The sequence below is a fragment of the Arthrobacter sp. R4-81 genome (genome assembly GCF_054792365.1).
In genome coordinates this window covers 2,391,400-2,408,714 of the sequence record NZ_CP096445.1, presented here as the reverse complement: position 1 = coordinate 2,408,714, position 17,315 = coordinate 2,391,400, and the positions used below count along the sequence as shown (strand labels likewise).

General features: G+C 61.6%; 12 protein-coding genes. 9 read left to right on the top strand and 3 right to left on the bottom strand.

Annotation, left to right across the window (positions count from 1 at the left end):
• Positions 1-12 precede the first annotated feature (12 nt).
• The 3 genes from uvrB to M1E05_RS11325 all read left to right on the top strand — a co-directional run bounded on the left by uvrB (position 13) and on the right by M1E05_RS11325 (position 4,915).
• Positions 13-2,112, top strand: a complete 2,100-nt coding sequence (gene uvrB, locus M1E05_RS11335) for an excinuclease ABC subunit UvrB (RefSeq protein WP_458114064.1) — start codon at positions 13-15, stop codon at positions 2,110-2,112.
• A gap of 252 nt (positions 2,113-2,364) precedes the next feature.
• The gene (locus M1E05_RS11330) at positions 2,365-3,393 is read left to right on the top strand and encodes a TerC family protein (protein ID WP_309106866.1); all 1,029 of its coding nucleotides are present in this window, start codon (positions 2,365-2,367) and stop codon (positions 3,391-3,393) included.
• A 136-nt stretch (positions 3,394-3,529) separates the two neighbouring features.
• A complete protein-coding gene (locus M1E05_RS11325; RefSeq protein WP_461162960.1) occupies positions 3,530-4,915 on the top strand; it encodes an MFS transporter in 1,386 nt (461 codons plus the stop codon).
• A gap of 54 nt (positions 4,916-4,969) precedes the next feature.
• Here the strand turns inward: M1E05_RS11325 and M1E05_RS11320 are convergent, their stop codons facing one another.
• Genes M1E05_RS11320 through M1E05_RS11310 form a run of 3 tightly spaced genes read right to left on the bottom strand, consistent with a single transcriptional unit; the run spans position 4,970 to position 9,383 of the window.
• Complete coding sequence (locus tag M1E05_RS11320) at positions 4,970-6,265, bottom strand: alpha/beta fold hydrolase (protein ID WP_461165232.1); 1,296 nt, start codon at positions 6,263-6,265, stop codon at positions 4,970-4,972.
• Positions 6,266-6,317: 52 nt separating this feature from the next.
• Positions 6,318-6,815: a GNAT family N-acetyltransferase gene (locus M1E05_RS11315; protein WP_461162959.1), complete on the bottom strand. Its 498-nt coding sequence runs from the start codon at positions 6,813-6,815 to the stop codon at positions 6,318-6,320.
• Positions 6,816-6,836: 21 nt separating this feature from the next.
• On the bottom strand, positions 6,837-9,383 hold the full coding sequence (locus tag M1E05_RS11310) for a DEAD/DEAH box helicase (RefSeq protein WP_458114061.1): 2,547 nt from the start codon (positions 9,381-9,383) through the stop codon (positions 6,837-6,839).
• Positions 9,384-9,448: 65 nt separating this feature from the next.
• On the opposite strand from M1E05_RS11310, the gene M1E05_RS11305 reads away from it, so the two are divergent.
• The 6 genes from M1E05_RS11305 to uvrC all read left to right on the top strand — a co-directional run bounded on the left by M1E05_RS11305 (position 9,449) and on the right by uvrC (position 17,272).
• Positions 9,449-10,225, top strand: coding sequence for a trans-aconitate 2-methyltransferase (locus tag M1E05_RS11305; RefSeq protein WP_458114060.1), 777 nt, complete (start codon positions 9,449-9,451; stop codon positions 10,223-10,225).
• A gap of 99 nt (positions 10,226-10,324) precedes the next feature.
• Positions 10,325-10,705 carry a GntR family transcriptional regulator gene (locus tag M1E05_RS11300; RefSeq protein WP_458114059.1) on the top strand — a complete coding sequence of 127 codons (381 nt, stop codon included), beginning with the start codon at positions 10,325-10,327 and terminating at the stop codon, positions 10,703-10,705.
• A 46-nt stretch (positions 10,706-10,751) separates the two neighbouring features.
• A complete protein-coding gene (gene uvrA / locus M1E05_RS11295; RefSeq protein ID WP_458114058.1) occupies positions 10,752-13,679 on the top strand; it encodes an excinuclease ABC subunit UvrA in 2,928 nt (975 codons plus the stop codon).
• A gap of 109 nt (positions 13,680-13,788) precedes the next feature.
• Positions 13,789-14,505, top strand: coding sequence for an HAD hydrolase-like protein (locus tag M1E05_RS11290; RefSeq protein ID WP_458114057.1), 717 nt, complete (start codon positions 13,789-13,791; stop codon positions 14,503-14,505).
• Positions 14,492-15,160: a lysophospholipid acyltransferase family protein gene (locus M1E05_RS11285; RefSeq protein ID WP_461162958.1), complete on the top strand. Its 669-nt coding sequence runs from the start codon at positions 14,492-14,494 to the stop codon at positions 15,158-15,160. The genes M1E05_RS11290 and M1E05_RS11285 overlap by 14 nt, the downstream gene beginning before the upstream one ends.
• 102 nt (positions 15,161-15,262) lie before the next feature.
• On the top strand, positions 15,263-17,272 hold the full coding sequence (gene uvrC, locus M1E05_RS11280) for an excinuclease ABC subunit UvrC (protein ID WP_461162957.1): 2,010 nt from the start codon (positions 15,263-15,265) through the stop codon (positions 17,270-17,272).
• Positions 17,273-17,315: the final 43 nt, after the last annotated feature.

Below are 17,315 nucleotides of genomic sequence, written 5' to 3'. Positions count from 1 at the left end.
TAGATTAGAACCATGAGTCTTGCGCAGGAAATTAACCGTGTCGTGGCCCCGTTCGAGGTCATCAGTGAGTTCAAGCCTGCCGGTGATCAGCCGGCAGCCATTGCGGAACTGACGGAGCGCATCAGGAACGGCGAGAAGGACGTTGTGCTGCTGGGCGCGACGGGTACCGGCAAGAGTGCCACCACGGCGTGGCTGATAGAACAGATCCAGCGGCCCACCTTGGTGATGGTGCAGAACAAGACCCTTGCGGCCCAGCTCGCCAACGAATTCCGGGAACTGCTGCCAAACAATGCGGTGGAGTATTTCGTCTCCTACTACGACTACTACCAGCCCGAGGCCTATGTGGCGCAGACGGACACCTTCATCGAGAAGGACTCTTCCATCAATGAGGAAGTTGAACGGCTCCGTCACTCAGCTACCAACGCCCTGCTGACCCGCCGGGACGTGATCGTTGTGGCAACGGTTTCCTGCATTTATGGCCTTGGCACCCCCGAGGAATACATCGCGGGAATGGTGACGCTCCGCAAGGGAGCCGAAATGAACCGCGACGATCTGCTCCGGAAGTTCGTCTCCATGCAGTACGCGCGCAACGATATGGACTTCCATCGCGGCACTTTCCGGGTCCGCGGCGACACGGTGGAAATCATCCCGATGTACGAGGAACTGGCCATCCGGATAGAATTTTTCGGCGATGAGATCGAGGCCATCCACACCCTGCATCCGCTGACCGGAGAGGTGATCCGGGACGAAGAGGAAATGTATGTCTTCCCGGCCTCGCACTACGTGGCGGGACCTGAGCGGATGGCTCGGGCGATCAAGCGAATCGAAGACGAACTCGCGGAACGCCTGCAATTACTGGAAAGCCAGAACAAGCTCGTGGAGGCCCAACGGCTTCGCATGCGGACCACTTATGATCTGGAAATGATGCAGCAGATGGGCTTCTGCAACGGCATCGAGAACTACTCCGCTCACATTGACGGCCGCGCCCGCGGGACCGCCCCCCACTGCCTCCTTGACTACTTCCCTGATGACTTCCTGCTTGTTATCGATGAATCCCACGTCACCGTGCCCCAGATCGGCGCGATGTATGAGGGCGACATGTCGCGAAAGCGGAACCTCGTGGACTTCGGCTTCCGGTTGCCGTCAGCAATGGACAACCGGCCGCTGAAATGGGACGAGTTCCTCGAACGAGTCGGCCAGACCGTCTATCTGTCCGCCACTCCCGGCAAGTACGAACTCGGCAAAGCCGACGGCTATGTGCAGCAGATCATCCGTCCCACCGGTTTGATCGATCCGGAAGTTATCGTCAAGCCCACCAAGGGCCAGATCGACGATCTCCTGGGCGAAATCAAGACCCGCGTGGAGAAGAACGAACGTGTGCTGGTCACCACGCTGACCAAACGTATGGCCGAGGACCTCACTGACTATCTGCTCGGTCATGGCGTCAAGGTCCAGTACCTTCACTCGGATGTCGACACGCTCCGGCGTGTGGAACTGTTGCGGGAGTTGCGCATGGGCAGCTTCGACGTCCTGGTGGGCATCAACCTCCTTCGCGAAGGCCTGGACCTGCCCGAGGTTTCCCTCGTGAGCATCCTGGATGCAGACAAGGAAGGCTTCCTTCGCTCCGCCACGTCACTCATCCAGACAATTGGGCGCGCCGCCCGTAACGTCTCCGGTCAGGTCCATATGTACGCGGACCGCATTACCGACTCCATGGCGAAGGCAATCGACGAAACAAACCGGCGCCGGGAGATCCAGGTGGCCTACAACACCGAAAAAGGCATCGACCCGCAGCCATTGCGGAAGAAGATCGCGGACATTACTGACCAGCTTGCCAAGGAAGACGCCGACACCCAGGAGCTCTTGAACAACAACCGCCTGGCAAAGGGCGCCAAGCGTGGAAAGCCTGCCGGAAAGGGTCCGGCCACTGTCAGGGCGGACGGCCTGGCTGCTGCTCCGGCAGAGGATCTCGTTGGTCTGATCGAACAGCTGACCGAGCAGATGCATGCTGCCGCAGCCGAACTGCAGTTTGAACTGGCTGCACGCATCCGCGACGAAGTCGGGGACCTGAAGAAGGAACTCCGCCAGATGCAGGCCGCCGGGCACGCCTAGCGGGCGCTTCTCGATATCGCTTAGGTCACGTTTAGGTCACGTGCGCTGCCCAAAGGTCACGTCCGGGTGACGGGCACGCGGGACGGTAAGGTAAAGTTGTTCTGACGTAGGGGAGTATCCCAAGCGCTACGAACGTCAACACGCAAGGCACAGACGCCTTGCCGGGTGTAGCGGGCGGCCATTCAGCACAAAGTGCGCGGTCAGCCGGAGAGACTTACACCATTTTTTTGTACCCTGCGAAAGGTAGCACCCGTGCCCACACTTCCCGTCTGGTTTGAGATCGGTTCCTTCATCGTCCTCGGTGTCATCCTGCTTTTCGACCTGCTGCTGGTGGTTAAGCGGCCGCATGAACCCTCGATGAAGGAAGCCGGCCTGTGGGTCACCTTCTACGTCGCATTGGCGCTCGTTTTCGCCGGATGCATGTTCGCGTTTGCCGGTCCGGAATACGGCGGCCAGTTCGTAGCAGGCTGGGTAACGGAATACAGCCTCAGCATCGATAACCTCTTCGTCTTCATCATCATCATGGCCCGCTTCTCGGTGCCCCGGAAGTACCAGCAGGAAGTCCTCATGGTGGGCATCATCATCGCCCTCATCCTGCGAGGCATCTTCATTCTGCTCGGCGCCATCGTGATCGAACAGTTCAGCTGGGTGTTCTACATCTTCGGTGCCTTCCTGCTGTGGACTGCCTGGAAGCAGGCCACGGACGAGGGCGAGGATGAGGAAGAAACCGAGAACCCGCTGATCGCCCGGATCCGCAAGGTGCTTCCCATGTCCGAGAAGTTCGACGGCGGCAAGCTGCGTACCGTGGTTGACGGCAAGAAGGTCTTCACGCCGATGCTCATCGTCTTTGTGACGATCGGCATGACGGACCTGCTCTTCGCTGTGGACTCCATCCCGGCAATCTTCGGCCTGACCCAGAGCGCCTTCATCGTCTTCACGGCCAACATCTTCGCCCTGATGGGACTCCGTCAGCTCTACTTCCTGCTCGGCGGGCTGATGAACAGGCTCATCTACCTCAAGCACGCACTCTCGGTCATCCTGGCATTCATTGGCGTCAAGCTTATTCTCCACGCCATGCACGTCAATGAGCTTCCGTTCATCAACGGCGGCCACCACATCGAATGGGCACCCGAGATCCCCACGTACGTCTCCCTGGCAGTAATCGTAGGCACTATCGTGGTTGCGGTCATCGCCAGCCTTGTCAGCTCCAAGGCCACCAAGGCAAAGCTGGACGCACGCCTCGAGGAAGACTCACGGAAAAGCCTGAGCGACGTCGACTAAGGGTCACGCCCCACAGCATTGAGATTCATCTGCAACCCCGGCCACTCCCATGGCCGGGGTTGTTCTTTTTCAGGGGCATGCAGCCGGCACGCCGAGCGGCCTGTCAGGTTGTGCCCTTGCGGTCTATGCTCTGAGAATGGCTACCTCCTCCAAGGCCGAACCCACTGTCATACAGGTACAGCGCCGCACAGTCCTAATCCTCGGATCGGCACAGCTTCTTAGCGCAATCGTCACAGGAGCCACCGTTTCCATCGGCTCCCTGCTAGCAGTGGACCTCTCCGGTTCCAACGCCTGGGCAGGGTCTGTGGCAACCGTGATGACCCTTGCGGCTGCGCTGGCGGCCTTGCCGCTGGCCTCACTCGCCGATCGCCGGGGACGACGGATCGGCCTCGTCTCAGGGCTTGCCACCGCCCTCGCGGGCACGCTGCTGATGGTGCTCTCAGTTGTCACCGGAATTTTCGTGCTGCTCATCCTGGGTGCTGCCGGGGTTGGAGTGGGCGCAGCCTCGAACCTTCAGGCCAGGTTTGCCGCCGTCGACCTTGCCGACTCAGAACACCGCGGCCGCGCCCTGTCGGCGGTGGTGTGGGCCATAACCGTCGGCGCCGTTGCCGGGCCCAACCTGATCCAGCCAGGGGCCGTCGTCGGCCAGGCGCTGGGTTTGCCGCCCATCGCAGGGCCATTTGTTATTTCAGCGGCCGGACTCCTTCTGGCCGCAGCCCTGCTGCTGGTGGGACTCCGTCCTGACCCGCTGCTGCTTGCGCGGCGATTGGCAGCAGCCGACACCGCCCAAGCCGCCGATGCTGCCCAGCAGGCGGGTCCGCCTTCCGCGGGCCAGCAGACACCGGGGACTGCCAGGCGCGGTTCGCTGGCTCGGGGGCTGCGTGCCGTGCGGAGCTCACCTGCGGCAATCCTTGCCCTTGCCGCTGTGGTGGGTGCCCACGCAGTGATGGTCGGCGTCATGTCCATGACACCCCTGCACCTGCAGGACCTGGTGGCGGGGCCCGGGGTGTCCCATTCCGATCATTCTGCCGGCGGGGATGTCCTGGTGATTATCGGAATCACGGTTTCCCTGCACATCGCGGGGATGTTTGCCCTGTCCCCTGTGATGGGCTGGCTGACGGATAAGGCCGGGCGGATCCAAACCATCGCCTTGGGATATCTGACACTTGTAGCGGCCGTCATGGTTTCCGGTCTCGGCCACGCCTCCACCACATCAGTGGCCATCGGACTGGTTCTCCTGGGGCTAGGCTGGTCGGCGGCAAGCATCGCAGGATCAACCCTGCTGGCTGAGAGTGTCAGCCCGGGGGAGCGGATCGTCGTTCAAGGAACATCGGACATGCTCATGGGTATGGCGGGCGCTGTGGGCGGGGCATTCTCAGGCCTTGTCCTGAGCTGGGTGGGCTATCAGGGACTCAACATGGCTGGCGGGCTGGTGGCTGCGGCCGTGCTTGCCGCCGCCGTTGCCAGGATCCTCGCCGAAAGGACCAAGACCCAGCAGGGCAGCAAGATAGCCTCTGGTTAGGGCGGGGCCCGAACGCAGCGTCGGCACAGACAAGCCGGGATAAGCCGGCTGAAATCAGCTGCGGATGGCTGACAGGGCGGCGGGCCGGACCGACCGGACCATGCCCAGGAGCCGCCGGAAGATGGCCTCGCCGTCGTCGGCAATGCCATCGTGGTGGAAGTCGGCTGTCTCCCACACCTGGAGTCCGCGCACGGCGGCCGCCGTCTCTAATGAAAGCTCCCTGTCCACGTAGATATCCTCCGCGTACACGGCAGCGGCCACAGGCGTGGTGTTGGCGGCCAGGCGGACAGGGTCATACAGCTGCTTCCAGTCGCTTTTTCGGGCCAGGAGCTCCGCCACAGCCCGCAGGGGTACTAACGACTGGTCCTGCTCGAAATACCACGGGTACACCATTTCGCCAGTAAGCAGGACAGGGTCAGCATCAGGAAGGAATTCAGGAAACTCCCTAAGGACCCGCCAAGCAGCCCAGTCAGTTGGCCCGCCCTGCCCATAGATCGATTCATGCATCAGGGCATAAAGCGGACCGGACGCCCTTGAAACCAGGGAATATACCTGCTCCAGGAACGTGTCGGACAAGCGGTCGCCGTCGGGTGTGGACGAAAAAGCGTCTTCCAAGAAATGGTGGAGCGCATCCATCCGGGTATTGCCGCCAAGGAAAGACCCCACCATCTGGAGACGTTCCACGCTCAGGCGTTCCCCGCTGGGAAGCCGCTCGTCCTCGCGGGCAAGATGCCGGGCAATACGTTGCAGTACCGGACGGTCCTCGGGATACCGGGTGAAGTACTCGGCATTCCGGGCTGCGACCCGGGGGAATGTTGCACGGTAGACACGTTCAGCCGGTCCGGACAAGGGAGGAAGCCCTCCGGTGATGAGGACTTCCCGCAGACCGGCAGGTGCCTGGGAGAGGTAGCTCAGGGCACAGAAACCGCCGTAACTCTGCCCGTAAACTGTCCAGGGACCCGAACCGAGGGCAAGCCGGATTGCTTCGGCGTCCGCCACGATGGAATCTGCCCTGAAATGGGTCAGGTACTCAGCCTGGTCCTGGGGATTCCCGCGGAGAGGCAGGGTGTTCCGGTCAATGGGGGAGGAGAGTCCCGTTCCCCGCTGATCCAGCATCAGGATGCGGAAATCCTTGGCCGCTGCCTTGCTCCAGCCGCCCAGGGAGGTGAAGCGGTTGCCCCTGCCGCCGGGCCCGCCCTGAAAGTAGATCAGCCAAGGCAATTCTTCGGCGGCTTCCGGACTGTGGTCTGACGAGACATATTCCCTGGCGAAAACGGTGATCGTTTCACCGTTATTGCCGCTGCGAAAGTGGTCGAGCGGAAGCTCAAAGAAGTGCTCGGTGGTCCGCATGCCACGGAATTCGTGCCTCGCCTTGACCAGGTGCGGGACAGTGGCCGCGAGCTTAGCCACCGATCCTGGCTTCCTGCCGGGCAAAGGCTTCCAAGGCATTACCCGTGAGGCGGAACGTGGACCACCCGTCCATAGGCACGGCCCCGAGTTTCCGATAGAAGTTGATGGAGGGCTCGTTCCAGTCGAGCACGCTCCACTCCACGCGCGCATAGCCGCGTTCGACGGCGGTGTCGGCCAGGTACTGCAGCAGCGCCTTGCCGTGGCCTTCGCCCCGGGAATCCGGAGTGACGTAGAGATCCTCAAGGTAGATGCCGTGGACACCCTCCCAGGTGGAGTAGTTCAGGAACCAGACAGCGAACCCCTGCACATCGCCGGCCTCGTTTTCAGCCATGGTGGCGAATACGCTTGGCTGCTCGCAGAAGAGCGCCGCCGTGAGCATCTCCGGGGTGTTCCGGACGGCGTCGGGTTCTTTTTCGTAGATGGCCAGGTCGTGGATCATTTGCAGGATGGCGGGAACGTCGCTTGCCGTGGCGGGCCTGATTACACTCATGATCCGAGCATACTAGGGCAGTCAGAGCCTGTTGACGTCCGTCACCCGGACAACAGCCGTCCCTGTTTCGTCGGAAGCGGCGAGGTCCACTTCGGCCGAAATACCCCAGTCGTGGTTCCCGGCGGGATCGTCAAAGATCTGCCTGACCTTCCAGACCCCCGGTTCCTCGGTGATGATCAGGAGTCCCGGGCCGCGGGCATCCGGCCCCGTACCGATGTCGTCGTGCTCGTCGAAGTAGTCGTCCAGGACATCTTCCCAGCGGTCGGCGTCCCAGCCGGTGCCGGCGTCGAGCTCCCCGAGGGCACTGGCGGCTTCATCGGCGAAAAGTTCCACCCGGCGGAACATCTCGTTCCGCACCATAACCCGGAAGGCCCGGATGTTCGAGGTCAATGAGGGAGGTGGCGGCGGGGGAGCGTCGTGCGGAGTGGGCGCGGCGCCGGAGGTGAGCTCCTCCCATTCGTCCAACAGGCTGGAGTCCACCTGGCGGACCAGCTCACCGAGCCAGGCGATGAGATCTTCCAGGTCCTCCCTCAACGCATCCTGCGGCACCGTCTGGCGCAGGGCCTTGTATCCGTCTGCGAGGTAGCGGAGCACAATGCCTTCAGAACGGGCCAGCCCGTAGAACTGAACGAATTCACCGAAGTTCATGGCGCGTTCGTACATGTCCCGCACCACGGACTTCGGTGCCAACTCGAAATCGCCGACCCATGGTGCTGCCTTGCGGTAAACGTCGAAGGCCTCGCCCAGGATCTCCGCAAGCGGCTGCGGATAGCTGACTTCCTCCAGCATGGCCATGCGCTGGTCGTAGTCAATGCCGTCAGCCTTCATCGCGGCCACCGCTTCGCCGCGCGCCTTCTTTTGCTGGGCGGAGAGGATCTGGCGGGGCTTTTCGAGTGTGGCTTCGATGACGGAGACCACGTCAAGGGCGTACGACGGCGACTCCGGATCAAGCAGTTCAAGGGCCGCGAGGGCGAAGGGGGACAGCGGCTGGTTCAGGGCAAAGTTGGCCTGCAGGTGCACTGTGAGCCGGACACTTCTGCCGTCCGGACCCTGTTCGTGTTCAGGGATGCGTTCCACTACGCCCGCGGCCAGCAGCTCCCGGTAAATACCAAGGGCCTTCTTCATGAGCTGCAGTTGCGAGGACCTCGGCTCGTGATTTTCGGTCAGGAGGCGCCGGGTGGCGGTGAAAGGATCACCGGGCCGTTCCATCAGGTTCATCAGCATGGCGTGGGTCACGGCGAAACTCGATGTCAGGGGATCGGGAACAGACTCAACGAGGCGCTTGTACGTGGGTTCGCCCCAGGAGACGAATCCTTCCGGCGGTTTCCGCTTGACCACCTGCCGCAGCTTCTTCTGGTCATCTCCGAATTTAGCTGTTGCCTTGGCCATGGCTTTGATGTTCTCGGTGACGTGTTCGGGTGCCTGGACCACCACGGTGCCTGCTGTGTCGTAGCCTGCCCTGCCTGCCCGGCCCGCTATCTGGTGGAACTCCCGGGAATTGAGCAGCCGGGTGCGGACGCCGTCGTACTTGCTGAGCGCGGTCAGGAGCACTGTGCGGATGGGGACATTGATCCCCACTCCCAAGGTGTCGGTGCCGCAGATGACTTTTAGCAATCCGGCCTGCGCCAGTTGCTCCACGAGGCGCCGGTACTTCGGCAGCATGCCGGCATGGTGCACGCCGATGCCGTGGCGCACCAGGCGGTTGAGGGTTTTTCCGAAACCCGCAGCGAAGCGGAAATTCGCGATCAGCTCCGCGATCTTGTCCTTTTCATCCCTCGTGCAGACGTTGATGCTCATGAGGTTCTGGGCGCGGTCGATCGCTTCCAGCTGGCTGAAATGCACGACGTATACCGGCACCTGCTTGGTGGAGAGCAGCTCCTCCAGGGTCTCGTGAACGGGGGTCTGCTGATAGTAGTAGTGCAGCGGAATGGGGCGTTCAGCGGAACTGACGGTCGTCGTCGGGCGTCCTGTCAGTTCCGTCAGGTTGTCCTCAAAACGGCTGACATCACCCAGAGTTGCAGACATCAGCAGGAACCGGGCCTGGGGAAGTTCCAGGAGCGGGACCTGCCACGCCCACCCGCGCTGAGGGTCGGAGTAGAAGTGGAACTCGTCCATGATGACGGCGCCCAGGTCGGCTTCCGCGCCCTCACGCAACGCGATGTTGGCGAGGATTTCCGCTGTGCAGCAGATGATGGGGGCGTCCTGGTTCACGCCGGAGTCCCCGGTGATCATGCCAACATTATCTGCGCCGAAAATCTCGCAAAGGGCAAAGAACTTTTCTGAAACCAGGGCCTTGATGGGCGCTGTGTAGTAGCTCCGTTCACCCCGCGCCATGGCCTGGAAATGCGCCGCGATCGCAACCAGGGATTTTCCGGATCCGGTGGGCGTGGCCAGGATGACATTGGCGCCGGCCGCAAGCTCCATGATGGCTTCATCCTGGGCCTCATACAGCGCCAGTCCGCGGCTCTCCGTCCATTCCACGAACCGGCTGTACAGCACGTCTGCATCCGGACCTGCTCCTGTGGAAGAAAGTGCGGAGGGAACGGGGAGCTGATCAACGAGTTTCATTGCCTTCCAGCTTAGTGCCCGCTGCTACGCTCGCTGTTACGGAGACGATGGGGAGCGAGGCACTTATGAAGTGGGATCCGGCGAGGTACGTGCAGTTCGGCGACTACCGCAACAGGCCGTTCTTTGATCTGGTGGGGCGCATCCGGGCCGAGAAACCCCGAGTGGTGGTGGATCTTGGATGCGGCCCGGGTAACCTCACGGCGACCCTCGCTCAGCGCTGGCCTAAGGCGGAAGTGATCGGGCTGGATTCCTCTGAAGAAATGCTGCGTCATGCCGCTGCCGAGACCGTGCTGCCCAACCTCACTTTCAGCCTCGGCCAGATTCCGGAATGGGTGCCGTCTGGCGCGACCAACGTTGTGGTCACCAACGCAGCCCTCCAGTGGGTGCCCGGTCACATGGAACTGTTGAAGAAATGGCTGGACGCCCTTGAACCCGGGGCGTGGTTTGCCCTGCAGGTGCCCGGCAATTTCAATGCACCCTCCCATGCCCTGATGCGTGAACTTGCTGAATCGGCGTCCTGGGCGGACAGGCTGTCTGGAATTCTCCGCCACAGCGACGCAGCGGGAGAACCTGATGAATACCTGGAGGTGATGCTCGACGCCGGCTATGAGGCTGACGCTTGGGAAACCACTTATTATCAGGTGCTTCAGGGGGAAAATGCCGTTCTCGAGTGGGTCCGGGGTGCCGGGCTCAGGCCCATATTGGCGGCGCTGCCGCCCGACGAAGCAGTTGAGTTTGAGTCCGAATACTCTGCCTTGCTTGACCAGGCGTACCCTGCCACCGGCCATGGCACCGTATTCCCGTTCCGAAGGACCTTCGCGGTTGCCCACAAGCCTGCCTGAGTTTCCCTGTGGAGGCCCGGACGATTCTCTTCAAGGGCAGGACAGCGGCTTGTTCAGGCAGAAGTACGCTGATCTAATTCTCATCATGGAGATAACACTGTGAGTGCCGCTGAAGCGTTCCCCGGAACGTGGAAACCCAACCACAGCAGCTCGGTGCCGCTCTTCGAGCAACTGCGGCTGAACGTTATTGAGCAGGCCGACGCCGGCAGGCTTGCGCCTGGCACGAGATTGCCAGCGGTACGGAGCCTTGCTGCTGAGTTGGGCGTGGCTCCCCATACAGTCGCGAGGGCCTATAAGGAACTTGAGGCCGCAGGTGTGGTGGCCACTCGCGGCAGGAACGGCACGGTGGTGTGTGCCCGCGATGATGCCTGGAGCTCGCTTTCGGAGGCTGCCGCCGAGTACGCGTCGAGGGCAAAAGCACAGGGGGCCAGCTTTGCCGCTGCCGTGCAGTTGCTGGCTGCGGCCTACGATGCGGAATAATGGCAGGTCATGGAAATTCGAAGAAGTTTTCGATTAGCATTAGTGGGTGCCTAAAGCCGTAGCTGAAGATCCAGCCGTTGATGTCCACTCTGCCGTAGCGCCGCTCACCCGTGCCACGCCGCTCCGCCCCGACCTGTCGCGCCTCATAGTCAAGGGTGCCCGGGAGCACAATCTGCAGAACGTGGACCTGGACCTGCCCAGGGACGCCATGATCGTTTTCACCGGCCTCTCGGGCTCGGGAAAATCCTCCCTGGCCTTTGACACCATCTTCGCCGAAGGGCAGCGCAGATACGTCGAGTCGCTCTCCGCGTACGCCCGCCAGTTCCTGGGTCAAGTGGACAAGCCGGATGTTGACTTCATTGAAGGCCTCTCTCCCGCCGTCTCCATCGACCAGAAGTCCACGAGCAAAAACCCCCGGTCAACGGTGGGCACCATTACCGAAATCTACGACTACATGCGTTTGCTCTGGGCCAGGGTAGGCCGTCCTTATTGCCCCACCTGCGGCGAGCCGGTCACCAAGCAGACCCCCCAGCAGATCGTGGACCAGTTGCTCGAGCTGGGGGAGGGCACGCGGTTCCAGGTATTGGCGCCGGTGGTCCGCGGCCGTAAAGGCGAGTTTGTTGAACTCTTCAAAGAACTCACAGCCAAAGGGTATTCACGCGCCCGCGTTGATGGCGAACTCGTGCAACTGAGTGATCCCCCCAAGCTTGGGAAGCAGTTCAAGCACACCATTGAAGTCGTTGTTGACCGGCTCGTGGTCAAGGAAGGCATCAGCCAGCGGCTCACCGATTCCATCGAAACGGCCCTGGGTCTCGCTGAAGGCAGGGTACTGGCCGAATTCGTGGACCTGGATCCTACGGATGACGGCCGGCTTCGAGCGTTTTCCGAGCACCTCGCCTGCCCTAACGAACACCCTTTGGCCATCGACGAAATCGAACCGCGCTCGTTCTCCTTCAACAACCCCTTTGGTGCCTGTTCGGCGTGCAGCGGCATCGGGACCAAGCTTGAGGTGGATGAGGACCTCATCGTCCCGAACACTGAGCTGTCACTTTCCCAGGGCGCCATCGCACCCTGGTCGCTCGGCACAGCCACCACGGAGTACTGGAACCGGCTGCTGGAGGGCCTGTCCCATGAACTTGGCTTCTCCATGGATACGGCCTGGGAAGACCTGGCCCCCGACGTACGGCAGACCGTCCTGCACGGCAAGGACCACAACGTCGTGGTGCAGTACCGTAACCGCTTCGGCCGCGAGCGGAAGTACAGCACAGGTTTTGAAGGTGCCATCCAGTATGTGCACCGCAAGCATGGCGAGACGGACTCAGACTGGGCCCGTGACCGCTACGAGGAATACATGCGGCAGATCCCGTGCCCTGTGTGTAACGGTGCCCGCCTCAACCCTGCCTCACTGTCCGTGCTCATCAACGGCAAGTCCATTGCCGACGTCGCCGCCCTGCCCATGCGCGAATGTGCTCACTTCCTCAACAACCTGGTCCTGACCGGCCGTGAAGCCCAAATCGCCCACCAGGTGCTCAAGGAAATCCAGGCACGGCTGACCTTCCTTCTCGACGTCGGCCTGGAATACCTCAATCTTGAACGGCCTTCTGCCACGCTGTCTGGAGGCGAGGCGCAGCGTATCCGCCTGGCGACCCAGATCGGCTCGGGCCTGGTGGGGGTGCTCTACGTCCTGGATGAGCCCTCCATCGGGCTCCACCAGCGGGACAACCGCAGGCTGATCGAGACTCTCACCAGGCTCCGGGACCTCGGGAACACCCTGATTGTCGTTGAGCATGACGAGGACACCATTCAGGAGGCCGACTGGATCGTGGACATTGGACCAGGCGCCGGTGAACACGGCGGCCAGGTTGTTCACTCCGGTTCATACAGTGCCTTGCTCGAAAACAGGAAGTCGCTGACCGGTGACTACCTTTCCGGACGCAAATCCATCGACGTTCCGAAGAAACGCCGGAAATACGACAAGAAGCGCGAACTGAAGGTCATCGGCGCCAAGGAAAACAACCTGGTGAACGTGGATGCAGCGTTTCCCCTTGGACTGATGACTGCAGTAACAGGGGTGAGCGGTTCAGGAAAGTCCACCTTGGTGAACGAGATCCTTTACAAGGTGCTCGCCAATAAACTCAACGGGGCCAAGCAGGTTGCCGGCAGGCACAAGAGCGTCCAGGGCCTTGAGCACCTCGACAAAGTGGTGCACGTGGACCAAAGTCCCATCGGCCGGACACCGCGCTCCAACCCCGCGACGTACACCGGAGTGTTCGACAACATCCGCAAGCTGTTCGCCGACACCACTGAGGCCAAGGTCCGGGGTTACATGCCTGGCCGGTTCTCCTTCAACGTCAAAGGCGGACGCTGCGAGGCGTGCTCAGGCGATGGAACGCTCAAGATCGAGATGAACTTCCTCCCGGACGTCTACGTGCCTTGCGAGGTCTGCCATGGCGCCCGCTACAACCGGGAAACGTTGGAGGTGCACTACAAGGGCAAGACCATCGCAGACGTGCTGAACATGTCCATCGAAGAAGGCGCTGAGTTCTTTGCAGCCTTCTCGCCTATTGCCCGGCACCTGAACACCCTGGTCGACGTCGGCCTCGGGTACGTACGCCTGGGGCAGCCAGCAACCACACTCTCCGGGGGCGAGGCGCAGCGGGTCAAGCTGGCGGCCGAGCTTCAAAAGCGGTCCAACGGGCGCAGTGTCTATGTCCTTGATGAGCCCACCACGGGACTCCACTTCGAGGACATCCGTAAACTCCTCCTGGTGCTCCAAGGCCTGGTGGACAAAGGCAATACGGTGATTACCATCGAGCACAACCTCGATGTCATCAAGAGTGCCGACTGGATTGTGGACCTCGGTCCCGACGGCGGTTCCGGCGGCGGGCAGGTCATTGCCACCGGCACCCCGGAGCAGGTCGCAAGGTCGAAGGACAGCTACACCGCCACCTTCCTGGCCGAGATCCTCGGGTAACGCCCCGCACGCTCAGCCAGAGACCGTTCGGCATCGGGTGGGGCCGCGATATATTCCGTACTTGGAATGCGAGTTTCAGGCTCGTGCGCAGTCGTGAGAAACTAAGCCGGTGACTCATTCAACAGTGCCTGTAATCTTCGACCTGGACGGCACTCTTGTCGACCCTGCCGGTGGTATCACCGACGGCATCGCCGCCGCTTTGACTGAGCTCAACCTTGAGGTTCCGGAACCGGAAGAGCTCAAAGCGATGATCGGTCCGAAGCTGAGTGATTCTCTGTTGAACGTCGCAGGCGTCCCCGAAGGGCTGCTCCCGGAAGCCATCAGGCTGTATCGCGCGTACTATCTGGAGCGCGGCATTGCCCAAGGCCGGCTGTATCCGGGCATCGGCGATTTGGTCGAAGCTTATGCATCGGCCGGCAGGCCCATCGCTGTTGCCACCCAAAAACCGGAGGGCCTGGCGCGGATTGTGCTGGAGCATCACGGGATCGCTGAATTCTTCAAGGCCACCAGGGGTTCCGCAGCAGACGAAACGCTTGAACAGTCGGGTCCACGGGGCAAGAATGCAATTGTCGCAGCCGCGCTGGCGGATCTGGGTACCCAGTCAGCAGTAATGGTCGGCGATCGCGCCCAGGACGTGGCAGGCGCCCTGGCCAACGGACTGGACTGCATCGGCGTTGGATGGGGGTTCGCCTTGGACGGCGAACTGCAGGACGCCGGCGCCATGGTAATCGTCGATGACTCGGCTGCCCTTGCCGCGACCATCAACAGACTGGATGAAGTCCGGACAGCCATTCTGAATGAGGTGCACAACGATGGCATTGTTTGATGCAATCCGATGGACTACTCGAGGCCTCATTTCAGGATCGTGCCGTCCCACTGTCATCGGGCTGGAAAACGTTCCTGCTGACGGCCCCTTTATTGTGGCACCCAATCACTTGTCCTTCCTGGACAGCGTAATTGTCCAGGCGTTGATGCCCCGTCCGGTGGCCTTTTTTGCGAAGGCAGAATACTTTACAACCGGCGGCGTTAAGGGCCGCGTCATGAAGTCATTCTTCGAAGCCGTTGGCTCCATCCCGGTCGAGCGTGGCGAACAGGCCGCGAGTGTCCAGGCGCTGAAGACCCTGCTGGACATCCTCGAATCCGGAAAAGGAATCGGCATCTACCCGGAGGGAACACGCTCCCGGGACGGCATTTTGTACCGGGGACGTACAGGAGTGGGCTGGTTGGCTTTGACCACCGGCGCTCCCGTTATTCCGGTGGGGCTGATCGGAACCCAACACCTTCAACCTGCCGGCCTCAACGCGGTCAAGCCCCAGCATTTCACCATGAAGGTGGGGGAACCTCTGTACTTCGAAAAGACGGGCCCGGACCACTCCCTTCCGGCACGGAGGCAAGTCACCGATACCATCATGGACGCCATCGCCGCACTGAGCGGCCAGGAACGGGCTTCCGGGTATAACCAGAGCAAGATCACCGACTGAGCTGGCAGGCCCTACCGGCTCCATCCTTAAGCCCTTGGCGTAGCAGCCTCTCGCGAACGTGCGTTTGACTTAGTTGTCGCGGCGCCTCAGTAGACTGGTTCAGTGGCAGATCCATCAAGTTACCGTCCCCAAACGGGCGAAATTCCGACGAATCCCGGCGTTTACCGGTTCCGGGACCCCAATGGGCGGATCATCTACGTCGGCAAGGCCAAGAATCTGCGTTCACGGTTGAATTCGTACTTCGCGAATCCCGGTGGCCTGCTTCCAAAGACCCATGCCATGGTCTACGCGGCGAGCAGCGTCGAGTGGACCGTGGTGGCCAGCGAACTTGAATCCCTGCAGCTTGAATACACCTGGATCAAGGAGTTCAAGCCCCGGTTCAACGTGGTCTTCCGGGACGACAAAACGTATCCCTACCTCGCTGTCACCATGGGAGAAAAGTACCCGCGCGTTCAGGTCCTGCGGGGCGAGAGGCGTAAGGGGACCCGCTATTTCGGGCCTTATACCGCCGGGGCAATCCGCGAAACGATGGACACGCTGCTGCGCGTCTTTCCGGTGCGCAGCTGTAGCGCAGGTGTCTTCAAACGTGCCCAAGCCAGCGGGCGTCCTTGTCTGCTTGGTTACATCGATAAATGTGCTGCGCCCTGCGTCGGCCGCGTCACTCCCGAGGAACACCGGGCGCTGGCGGAGGACTTCTGCGCCTTCATGGGCGGCGAAGCGAAGAAGTTTATTTCCCGGCTTGAAAAGGACATGGCCGCGGCGGTCGCAGAGCTGGATTACGAGCGCGCGGCCCGGCTGCGGGATGACATCATCGCCCTGAGGAAAGTTTTCGAGCGGAACGCCGTTGTCCTTGCGGAGGACACCAATGCCGACATTTTTGCCCTCCATGAAGACGAACTGGAGGCCGCTGTCCAGGTGTTCCACATCCGCGGAGGGCGTGTTCGTGGCCAGCGGGGCTGGGTGGTGGACAAGGTCGAGGATTCCACAACTCCTGACCTGGTGGAGCATCTCCTCCAGCAGGTCTACGGCGAAGACGGCGAAAGCGAAGGGCGGATCCCCCGCGAAGTGCTGGTACCCGAAGCGCCAAGCAACAGCGAGGAGCTGGCGTTGTGGCTGGGCGGTCTTCGCGGAGCCAGAGTCGATATCCGCGTTCCCCAGCGCGGCGACAAGGCTGCGCTGATGTCGACCGTCAGAGAGAACGCAGAGCAGGCGCTCAAGCTGCATAAGACCCGCCGTGCCGGGGACCTGACTAACCGTTCCCTGGCATTGCAGGAACTGCAGGAAGCCCTGGATCTGCCGGTTGCCCTTCTGCGCATCGAGTGCTTTGACGTTTCCCATGTTCAGGGGACTAATGTTGTGGCCTCAATGGTGGTGGTGGAAGACGGTCTGCCGAAAAAGTCCGACTACCGCAAGTTCGCTGTGACCGGGCCTGCAGCTGCTGACGACACCGCAGCAATGCATGACGTCCTGACCCGCAGGTTCCGGCATTACCTCCAGGACAAGACCGCCCAGGTGGAAGCTGCTGAGCTTCCCGGGCACCAGGCCGCCGTCAACGCGATGGCTGATGCTGCAGTCCTGGATACCACCACGCCCGTGCCGCGGGCGAAATTCGCGTACCCGCCCAACCTGGTGGTGGTCGACGGCGGAAAGCCCCAGGTCAATGCTGCCGCACGCGCCTTGGCCGATCTTGGCATCGATGACGTCTACGTCGTCGGGCTGGCGAAGAGGCTCGAAGAAGTCTGGCTTCCGGACAGCGATTTTCCGGTCATTCTTCCCCGCACCTCAGAAGGCCTGTACCTGCTGCAGCGGATCCGTGACGAGGCGCACCGCTTCGCAATTTCCTTCCATCGGCAGAAGCGCGGCAAGGCCATGACAGTTTCCGCTCTGGACAGTGTTCCGGGCCTGGGGGAGTCCAAACGCAAGGCGCTCCTGGCCGAGTTTGGCTCCGTCAAGAAAATCAAGGCGGCCACGGCTATGGAACTGACAGCCGCCAAGGGGATCGGTCCGTCCTTGGCTGAAGCGATAGTCACGCACTTCACCGGGGATGACGGGTCCGCCGACGCCGTTGCGCCCGCAGTGAACATGACCACCGGGGAGATCCTGGAAACTTAGCCCGGCCAAGGAATCTTGGCTAGGGTAAGGAACGGGACAAAGA